Origin of the sequence: Kurthia sp. Dielmo (assembly GCF_000307285.2) — a bacterium.
Lineage (GTDB): Bacteria > Bacillota > Bacilli > Bacillales_A > Planococcaceae > Kurthia > Kurthia populi.
This window is the reverse complement of sequence record NZ_HE578959.1, coordinates 53,625-63,851: the sequence shown is the minus strand read 5'-3', so window position 1 is coordinate 63,851 and position 10,227 is coordinate 53,625. Positions and strand designations below refer to the sequence as shown.

General features: G+C 33.8%; 10 protein-coding genes. 3 read left to right on the top strand and 7 right to left on the bottom strand.

Translation table 11 applies throughout. The features are described from left to right. Nucleotides 1–79: 79 nt before the first annotated feature. Nucleotides 80–871, bottom strand: coding sequence for an NUDIX hydrolase (locus KTHG_RS11580; protein WP_186439573.1), 792 nt, complete (start codon nucleotides 869–871; stop codon nucleotides 80–82). Between the two features lie 76 nt (nucleotides 872–947). Between KTHG_RS11580 and KTHG_RS11575 the strand changes: the two genes are divergently transcribed. Further along, nucleotides 948–1,355, top strand: a complete 408-nt coding sequence (locus KTHG_RS11575; protein ID WP_139993720.1) for a VOC family protein — start codon at nucleotides 948–950, stop codon at nucleotides 1,353–1,355. Nucleotides 1,356–1,532: 177 nt separating this feature from the next. Next, nucleotides 1,533–2,114: a hypothetical protein gene (locus KTHG_RS11570; RefSeq protein ID WP_139993718.1), complete on the top strand. Its 582-nt coding sequence runs from the start codon at nucleotides 1,533–1,535 to the stop codon at nucleotides 2,112–2,114. Between the two features lie 219 nt (nucleotides 2,115–2,333). On the opposite strand, the gene KTHG_RS11565 is transcribed toward KTHG_RS11570, so the two are convergent. From KTHG_RS11565 to KTHG_RS21880, 5 genes are all read right to left on the bottom strand, one after another. Further along, entirely contained in the window at nucleotides 2,334–2,621 is a 288-nt protein-coding gene (locus KTHG_RS11565) for a DUF5388 domain-containing protein (protein WP_126991540.1), read from the bottom strand. Nucleotides 2,622–2,623: 2 nt separating this feature from the next. Further along, nucleotides 2,624–3,445 carry a ParA family protein gene (locus KTHG_RS11560; protein ID WP_126991541.1) on the bottom strand — a complete coding sequence of 274 codons (822 nt, stop codon included), beginning with the start codon at nucleotides 3,443–3,445 and terminating at the stop codon, nucleotides 2,624–2,626. A gap of 241 nt (nucleotides 3,446–3,686) precedes the next feature. Continuing rightward, nucleotides 3,687–4,682, bottom strand: a complete 996-nt coding sequence (locus KTHG_RS11555) for an LLM class flavin-dependent oxidoreductase (RefSeq protein ID WP_126991542.1) — start codon at nucleotides 4,680–4,682, stop codon at nucleotides 3,687–3,689. A 149-nt stretch (nucleotides 4,683–4,831) separates the two neighbouring features. Then, the gene (locus KTHG_RS21885) at nucleotides 4,832–5,530 is read right to left on the bottom strand and encodes a hypothetical protein (RefSeq protein ID WP_255512445.1); all 699 of its coding nucleotides are present in this window, start codon (nucleotides 5,528–5,530) and stop codon (nucleotides 4,832–4,834) included. Continuing rightward, on the bottom strand, nucleotides 5,527–6,645 hold the full coding sequence (locus KTHG_RS21880; RefSeq protein ID WP_255512444.1) for a hypothetical protein: 1,119 nt from the start codon (nucleotides 6,643–6,645) through the stop codon (nucleotides 5,527–5,529). Before KTHG_RS21880 ends, KTHG_RS21885 begins: the two co-directional genes overlap by 4 nt. A gap of 987 nt (nucleotides 6,646–7,632) precedes the next feature. Between KTHG_RS21880 and KTHG_RS11545 the strand changes: the two genes are divergently transcribed. Next, entirely contained in the window at nucleotides 7,633–9,120 is a 1,488-nt protein-coding gene (locus KTHG_RS11545) for a primase C-terminal domain-containing protein (protein WP_139993716.1), read from the top strand. Nucleotides 9,121–9,142: 22 nt separating this feature from the next. Here the strand turns inward: KTHG_RS11545 and KTHG_RS11540 are convergent, their stop codons facing one another. Further along, nucleotides 9,143–10,222 (bottom strand): toxic anion resistance protein, encoded by a 1,080-nt coding sequence (locus KTHG_RS11540; RefSeq protein WP_139993714.1) that lies wholly within the window; start codon nucleotides 10,220–10,222, stop codon nucleotides 9,143–9,145. Nucleotides 10,223–10,227: the final 5 nt, after the last annotated feature.

The following is a 10,227-nucleotide window of genomic DNA, read 5'->3' as shown; positions in this document are numbered from 1 at the left end:
AACGTTATTCGCTAGCATACGGGGGTTTATTTATTGGTTCTTATAAGAATATTTTATCAACAAGTAAATTTGTAAACATTTAAACTTGTTTAAATTGATACATATCCTTATTTATCTTTTCAACGTACTGTAAGATAGTTGATTTAGCTAATTGCTCATTCATAATTGCCGCATACGCTTGTTTGAGTTGTTCAAACGAAAATGTTTCTGGTAACAATTCAAGTGCTAATGGTGAAGTTTGTGCCCTTTCTCGCATACGTAAAATTGCATAGACAATTGCTTTAGCATGATCAAATGCGATATTTTGTTGTTCAACAATATTTATTTTTTCATGTAATTGCTTTCCAACTTGTGTATACGTAATATCCAGCTCAGCTGACAACGTTCCTTTCTGTGGATGACTTAAGCGTAACATTATACGCTGTGTTCCTACATATTTTTTCACAACAGGAAGTTCAATCGTAAAAAGAGCTACGTCAGCTGCATCATCAGCTGCTTTTGCTGCCAATAAAGCCTCTCGATTTACAAGTGCTAAATAAGATGCGCTAATTACGCGCATCCGAGGGTCACGATTTACATCTGACCATGTATATAGCTGTGTTGCATAAATTTGTTGAAGTCCAGTTTCTTCTTGCAACTCACGCAGAGCTGCAGTATCTAAATCTTCGTCCATATCAACAAAACCGCCTGGAAAAGCCCAACTTTGCTTAAAAGGATGTTGCTTTCTTTGAATTAGTAATAGTTGAAGTTTCTCATGTTGATTCGTAAAAATAATCATATCGGTTGTCATGCTAGGTGTTTCATATTTTCCTTTTTCATTCGCTTGATACCATTCAATGAATTGCTGTTCCGTCATATTTGTTGTATCCATTTTTATCACCTTCATAGAGTATTTTTTTGTCAAAAGGGAATAACAATACCATATTATCTTTAAGGAGGAAATTCCATTGATTACACCTTATTTAATTTTTAATGGCGAGGCAACAGAAGCTATCACTTTTTACGCCAATGCTTTCCAAAGTAACGATACATCTATTATGACATTTGGCGAGGCACCTGAAAACCCTGAGCATCCAATACCGATGGATGCTAAAAATCGAGTAATGCATGGGTATGTATCAGTGGCTGGAGAAAAAATTATGTTCTCTGATACATTTAGCGACGCACCTGCCTCAATTGGTAATAATATTACATTGGCCATTATTTCAAATAATAAAGAATTTATGCGTCAAGCATTTACTAATCTCTCTAAAGAGGGTGACATTTTAATGGATTTGCAAGAAACTTTCTTTAGTCCTCTTTATGGGTCAATACGAGATAAATACGATATAGAATGGCAATTCAGCTACGAATAAACAATCTGTTATATATCAGAGCTGCACACACTGTGTAGCTCTTTTTATATTGTTTTAACTACTTAAAACTGAAATATTCTCATTTTACACTTATTTTTGTTCTATAACTACTTGATTTTTTTGTATTCTGTTATATAATAGATTTAATTATAAAATGATTGAAGGAGCTGGTTAGCTATGATTCAACTATTACACGTAACCCCCAAAACCGTAGGAAAATTTATTGGCTTAGGATCTACACGTAAAGTGGATCGCTTTGACCAGTTTGTCGTTAAAACATTTTTACATCCGCTTGGAAAGAAACAAAGCTATCTAGAACAAAAAATGTATGAACATTTATATAAAGAAAACTTACATGCCAATATTGCACCTGTTTTACACATGGATGAACAAATATGTGTCCAGCCTTATTATCGTCCTGTTCCAGCTGACCTTGGAAATTATGCAATCGATTTTGAAACAGACCCACGTGTAACAGATTCATTAAAACAAGCCATTCATCTTTTAAAAGATGAAATGGATTGTTATGATATTTTTGATAGTAGTAATTACGCATTAAATAAAGAAGGCAAACTTATGTTAATTGACTATGGCATGACCTACGAGATGTATATGACCGAATGGCTGCCTTTAGCACGCCAGGGTATTCTTCCACAAATTTCAATGGGACAATGTGAAAGCTGTGGTGTCGTAAAAGAACTCCGTATTTATGGAGAAGATGATCCAGATCGTCGTTGCGTTTCTTGTGGGAAAATTTAGAGGTATTATTAATTAGCTATTATTCGTACTTTAAAAATAAACACGTAAAAATGTTTACATTTTTACATTATAAAACCCGTTCAAAAAGCCATTAACTTTTTGAACGGGTTTTTATGTATGCCAAAGTTATTCTCTAATTAACTAACTTTGGCGTACTTAGTTATTAATTCATTCTAACTATCCATTAATATAATTACACATGTATATTTGTAAACATTTTTACTTATTTAAAATACGATTCATTACTTCTACATCTTGACGCTGTTCATCATCTAATGACTTCATATATGAATCAATCATATCATTTACTAATTCATTCGCACTTTTAAATTCACATACTTTCACTAAATTTGAAATGCGATTTTTCGTCTCTTCATCAACACGTAGCATCGCTGCTTTATGTTGAACAGATTTTACACTTTTAATTTCTTCACTTACTTCATCTTTATTATATTTTAAATGATCAGGTAATGCTCGATCATGACGTAATAATGATTTTTTTGCCATCATTAATCCTCCTCAATTTCCACAATACGTTTAATAAACTCATCGACAATTTCATCATACAAATTATGTACACGGTGATCATGCATATCATCATTTGTAATCCCTACTGAGTTAAAACGTTTAATACGCTCCATTGTTTTCACACGGTGCTCAAAAAGATTTTCTTCACCAAAAATAGCAATTGCATTTTGCATCGTTGCTTGTTCTACACGCGAATCTGCTTTTAAAATTACCGGTAAAATACCAACAATCTCTAATTGTGCTTTATCTTCATCTAGTAGATCTTGTAAATAATTAATAAATACTTCTGCACCATCTAATGATGCTTCCTGCGTTTGTAAAACCAATACGACATAATCAGTTGCTGCAAGAGCTGCATCTGTAATATCTGAAATAGTCGGCGGAACATCAATTAAAATAAAATCATACTCGTCTTGAATTGATTTTAATAATTCACGGAAGTAGAAAATTCGTTCACGCTCAGCCTGGTCTGTCATACCCGGAAATTTCTTTTGTAAGAATTTAGGATATAAGTGGAATGTTGGCGTATTGGGAATTAAATCTAGATTATCGTGAATCGTAAAAATTGTTGTAGCTAAATCGCCAGCTTTTACACCATCTAACATATAATTTGAAATAACTGGTGTTTCCTCACGTTCAGTCATATACGTTTTTAATAAAAATGTTGTCGCATTTGCTTGTGGATCTTTATCAACAACTAACACTTTATAACCTTGTTTTGCAAGTGTATATGCGAAAAGGACAGCATTTGTTGTTTTTCCTGTACCGCCTTTAAAGTTTGCAAACGTAATAATTCTTGTCACTAAAAACCCTCCTTATACTATAGTTGTTATTTATTATACATGAAAATAGTAAATAAATAAAATAGTAAAAATGTTTACATGATTACATATTTAAATGAATGTTTCACGTGGAACATTCATTTAAACTGTTTCTACTAATCTTTTTTCTCCCGCATAAAATGAAGCATGCCTTATGCAACTTAACTTACTCTAAAAAAGACATCGTCAATAATTATTGACGATGTCTTTTTTATTTCAGCTTTTAATCAATAAGTGCTTCCGCTAATAAACGATAACTTTCTAATCGATGTTCAAAAGTAGATTGATTTGAATTAATCATAGCTTCATCAAAACCATATAAGTGTTGGTCTGCTAGCAATTGTTCAGCTACTTGTTCTTTAGTACCTACTAAATGTAATTTACGGTTTTGTTCAATTGTGGCTAAGTCCATTTCCGACAATGGATAATTTTGAGCTTCTTCTGGCGTAAGTGCTTGTTGCGGTTCACCACGCATCAACTGTAGTCTAGAGATATCAATTGATTTCGCACGGTATTCTGCTTCCTCTTTTGTATCAGCTACTGTTGCCGCATAACTAACAATAATTTGAGGCTCTTTCATAAAATCAGATGGAATAAATCGTTCACGGTATAAATCAAAAATCTCCTTTGTTGCTTGCCCATTAAAAAATTGTGCAAATGAATAACCTACACCGTAATCTGCAGCTTTTGCTGCACTTTGTCCAGTAGAGCCTAGTAACCACATACTAGCTAATGGAACTTTAGCTGGTGTTGTTATTACATTTGTATATGCTTGATCATCGGCTCTTTCTCCTGCCATCAATTGCTGGATAGCCATTAATTTATTATATTGTTCATCTACAAAAGGTCGCTTCCCTTGTGCCAAAGCATACGTTGCTGCATAGTCTCCGCCCGGAGCACGACCTAAACCTAAGTCAACTCTCCCTGGCGCAAAAGCACTTAACGTATTAAACTGCTCCGCAATCTTCAGTGCAGAATAATGCATCATCATGATGCCACCAGTTCCTACATGAATACGATTTGTTTGTGCTGCAATATATGTTGCGGTAATTTCTGGTGCGCTACTTGCTAATGTACGTGTGTTATGATGTTCTGCCAGCCAGAAACGCTCATAGCCTAGGTCATCTGCATGCTTCGCTAAAGCTACACTATTATGTAGCGCCTGTTGTGCCGTCATTCCCTTAGCAATAGGGATTTGATCTAGTATGCTTAATTTCATATTATGACCTTCTTTCTACTTTCACAAGATATCTCTATACTAGCAATTCTTATTTCATTTTCCTATAAATTTGCCTACATTTAAAACTCTATATTATAGAAGAAACTCCGTTCAAACGAACGGAGTTTACTTGTAAACATTTTTACTTATTAACTATTATGATTCATTTGTACAAGTGAGAACCATTTTTCACAATAAGCTTCTAATGGCTTCCTATTTTTTATTGAAATCTTTTTCGGTGGATTTTTTAAATACCGATGTAATGTACTGTAGGAAACATTCGCCTCTGCTGCTGCCACCTTAATCGTAATACTTCGTTCTTCAATAATAAATGCTACTTTCTCCATTAAAGATAATTCTTCGACTTCTTCAACGGGCTCATGCGGAACATCAATTACTTTAGAAGCTAATTTCAATTCTGCAATACGTTTGTTTTCTACAACAAGTTGATCTGGGGGCGTGATAGAAATATCTAGTTTTTCCCACACATGTAAATACCATAATCGTTTTGCCGTTTCAACTTCTTCAAATGGCTCTGTATACTTCCAAGATTTAATCACTTCATCATTTAGTAAATCATCTAGCACTCTTTCTACACGCTCACGCAAACGTGCCCCGTGTACACTATTTTTCCCAAAATCCATAATTTCAATTAGATGTCCTACACGGAAGGTTGATGCCTCTGAATTACGTTGGTTTTTCCATTCCGAATTTAGAAAGCGCACTAACCGCTTATGCTGACGATGTTTATAATAATTGTATTGAAATACCTTATAATCTAAATAGGCAAATGCTTGGTCATTATGAATTAACAATCGGTCGATTAAAGGTGAGGGTTTAATGGTCACTGAATAAATCCCTTTTGCTTTTTTGTTTTTTTGTCATATGCCATCTCAATTGAGCCTATTTGGAATAATGGATGGAAATCTGCAAATTCATAATTTTGGCGGTCAATATCTTCTGTTTCTGGGTTGATAACAATGAAATCATCATTATCCATCGCAATCCAAACAGATGCAAGTGTCGCAACACGCTGCATAATATCAAACCGCTCTTTTTCTCGTACACGGAATGACTTTTCATAAGGGTCTTCGAATTTTAATCGTAATGCTTGGTCACTGTCAAAATGAATATAGCCATAATCATTTTTAGGCTGTTTCATCCAAGAAAATGCAATTAAATCAAATAAGTCAGCAGATAGTTCATCTAAAGCGGAATTCGTTGATTCTAAGAGTGAAAACCAAATACGTTGTTTTTCTAATGTATCCGCTGGTAATCGCTGGATTTCTTCATCTGTACGAATTTCCGCAGTCCCTTGCTTCACACCATCTACAACAATTTCCTTTTGTAAATCTCCATCTTCATTTTCCTCAAAATCTTTTTTTGTTACTAAATCACGCAAAGCTTGATAACTATGGCTAGAGTTTGTAATTAAATATTCCTGATCTTTTATTGCCGATACAATTTGTTCAGTTCCAATATCTGGCATATCAAGTGATAACTGCTCCTCTGGCTTATGCTCAACAATTATAAAATCATCAAAGGGCTTAGAAGGGGAGGGCTGTTTGACATTATCAAGTTCTTGTTTTTTTACTTTTGGTTCTTTTTTGGGTGGCGTAGTCTTTTTCTTTTTAACTGGTTTTGGCTTAATACCCTCTTCTAAAACTGGGCGCATAACTTGGTCTAATAAATGACGTTGAGTATCATCCGCTAGTTTTTCACGCAAATCAATTTTTCGAAATGCCCGATTATCGAGCATGATGAGCTGCACAAAATTTAAAAGTTTTTGAAAACTTTTTGATGGCTTATAATCATCTTCTTGTTGCATCATCATCACATCAGTTGTCCATTCTGCTACATGCTCAAATTCGTCAATATATAACGGCTGTACCGCTTCACAAATTGCGAGTGGTTGTAAATCCTTCGTTAAATATACATTATCAAGCATCGCTGAATAATCCATAGGGGATACAGCCTCCTTTATTCTCATATTTATTAAAAGTATATCAAAACTCCATTGTAAAATCTTATAATCTCATTTTTATGTAATATGTGCCCAATAAATTATCGGGCACATAAAATATCGATTAACCACTCTTATTGCAAGTTGTGCCCAATACTTCTCCTTGTTTATCTACATAATCTCATTTTTATACCTCATCTACCCAATAAATTTAATTAATTGCTAAAGAAAGCCTGCTATATAAGCATTCTATTAAATATCATTATCGTGCATATTGTGCCCAATAAACTCTTTTTCTTATTAAATCTTATGTTTTTGCTCTATCTGCTCAATAAATAGCGGTTGTATCTACCCAATAAAGCGCTGAAAATCTCATTTTAAGTGTTGCATCTACCCAATAAAATATTCTGACAATTCTTGAACATACTGATTTATCAATGTTTTTCTATAATCTCATTTTTTACATGCAATCTCATTTTAAGTGTTGCATCTACCCAATAAATCAAAAAAATCAACTATTTTTATAAAAAAGATGCCTTTTATGTGCTATTTTGCTCTCACTTTTTTTCACAAAAAGTGGATACACCCTATAAAATTTTTTTGAGTTGCATCTACCCAATAAATTAAGCTATTTTTGCTGTTTTTTATTGTAAAACAATAAAAAATGGTCTTTTATTCCATTAAAATTAGCGGTTGCATCTACCCAATAAATCATTTTAAGCGGTTGCATCTACCCAATAAATTTTTTGTTATATGTATAAAATCTTTTATTGACAACTCAAATCGGCATTTTTTATATAAACTAAAAATCTCAAAATCTCATTTTTGCGGTAGTATGTTGCACACTTTGACAACTGAATCACTGTTCAAAAAACGCTGTAACACTTGATATGACAGCGTTTATCACGGTTTCAAAAAATGAGATAGTGTAAAAAGTAACCTTTTTTTCGCTTATAATAATTTAACAATAGCGAGAGGAGGATACCTATGCAATTTCATTTTGAAGATTTTATTAATACACTCTTTCATGATAGCTTACGAACAGCACAAAATATGGAGAAAACACCAAATCGACAAGGCGGTATTTTTGCCGTTAAACAAAAGGAACATTTGCAAACAGCTTACGGAGTACAAGGAGATATTATTACATCGAAAAAACAATTATGTTCACGTGTAAATAACTACTCACATTTTACGCCGAATCCTTATTTACAATATCGCTATACGAATCGCTATAAAGAATATGTAAAGGGCTTCGAAGAACAAAACCTTTTACAAGTGAATACATTTGTAATCGATATTGATACAAAAAATTATTCTCCTCAAGAAATTTTACTTGCTTGCTTGGACGATAGTATTGGTACACCGACACTGTTACTAGAATCGACAAGAGGCTATCAACTTTATTTTATTTTAAGTAAGCCGCTTCATTTGAAAAAAGGAGGGGTTGGATTAGCTGTGGCTAAAAAAATAGCTGCACAACTCAAGAAAAGTCTTACTTGTGTAGGTGCAGATATCTTTTGCAATGATTTTGGTTTTTTCCGCATGCCTACAAAAGAAAATGTGCTGTGGGTAGATTTGACACATACATATGATATTTCTCAATTAATCAATTGGTCGCAACAGCAAGAGGATGACACAATCTCATTTTTCGTGTCAAACAACTCACAACGCCAATCCTTAACACAACAAGAGTGGTTTAAAGCGCTGCTACAAACACCTGATATTCATGGTGGAAAAGGAGTTTTAGGACGTAATAATACATTATTCACACTGGCGCTAGCATGCTATGCTGATCAAATCTCATTTTCAGATGCAATGTGCACATTAGGCTCATTTAATGCACAGCTTCTCAAACCATTGTCTGCACGTGAATTTCATGCCATTATGAAATCTGCCTATAGTGGGCGTTACCAAGGTCCTGAGCGTTTTTATATTGAGCAATTAACAGAAGCGTATACAAACGTAAAACCGTATGTAAACTATAAAGGCTGGTATAAGCATAAAAAAGAACGTGCAGCTCGTACGCGTAGCCATTTAAGTGAATGGGAGCAAGATCTAATCACATATATCGAAGCTCAACCACATCAAGATGGATTTTTATGGACAACTCAGCGAGAGCTATGTAAAACTCTAGGAATCCCTAAAAGTACTTTAAACAAGCTTCTAAAGCATTCTAACATTGTGTTAACGCGTACTTTTGGTAAAGGCCGTAATGCGATGACTGGTTTTACAACACGCACTCTTTTTAATGCTGAAATGGTGTCACTTTATTTAAGCAAGAAAAAACATACTAAAAAACAATACCTAGCTTTTTTAACAACATACATCCATGCCGTAGAAGCATGCGATGTTTCTTTAGCACGCACATCATTTATTGAGGAATTACAGCAACTAAAAATGAATTTAATAAATGGTCCACAATGCCATTACATATCTATATCTAGGCATAGAAAAAGCACAGCAATTACATAATCACTGTGCTTAAAAGAATTATTTATTGACCACTAAATACATCTTTTGCTTCATTGCGAATTTCTTCTAGACGTTTACGGTCTTGTTGACGTTGGATAACTTGTTCATCTTTTACCTGTTTGTATTCATCAATACCTTTAGTAATGGTATCCCACATATCTTCAATGGTATCCATTTTAATGCTTGATGTACCGGTTCTGCGTGCAATATCTACACTTTGATTCATAATGTCTTTTGTTGTTTCACGGAGCATTTCATTAGCTCGATCTTCAAAGGCGTTAATTGAATCTGCATGAAGCTTTTGACGTTTGGCATTGACAGCATTAATGATGCCCATTTTAAAGATTGGAATCGTTGTTACAAAGGCGCTATTAATTTTAGCGATTAAATCATTATTACCACGTTGAATGGTTTTAATTTGAGGAGCTGCAATAACAGCAACCATACGTGCTTTTTCTAAATCGTCAACTTTACGGTCTAGAATTTCTTCGGCTGTACGAAGATTTTCTAGTTGAATACGTGCCATTTGATTACCAGCAGCTACTTGTGTTTCAAGTTTAGGAATATCTTGTTGACGAAGTTCTTCTAGCTTCATTTCAGCTGCAACAGCATATTTTTCAAGATTTAAGTAGTATTGAATATCTTCTTGATAAAGGCCTTCTAAATCGACGTTGTTTTTCTTTAATTCATCTTCAATAATCATAAATTGCTGATGAATTTTATCAATTTCACCACCAAGTGATGTGTATTTAGCAAATAAAGAATCAATGCTTTTCTTAGCGCGATTAAATAGTTTACCAAAGAAGCTAGGCTCTTTCAAAATCTCATCTTTATCAAATTTGTTCATGACTTTTTCAAGTTGTTTTAGTAAATCACTTGAATCATCTAGTTTTGATAATGTCATAGAATGTAGAATTTTATCTGTAAAACGTGATAGCTCCTGAGATGGCTCTTTACCTAAAGTTAAGATATCGTTAGCATCACGCCAATCAACTGCTTTGATAATAGATGCTACCTCTGGATCGTTTCGAAGTGCTAAACGTGTTTCATTAGCTGTTTGCTCTGTTAGACCTTCTTTTTGTAATGGAATTAACTCTGACATATAAT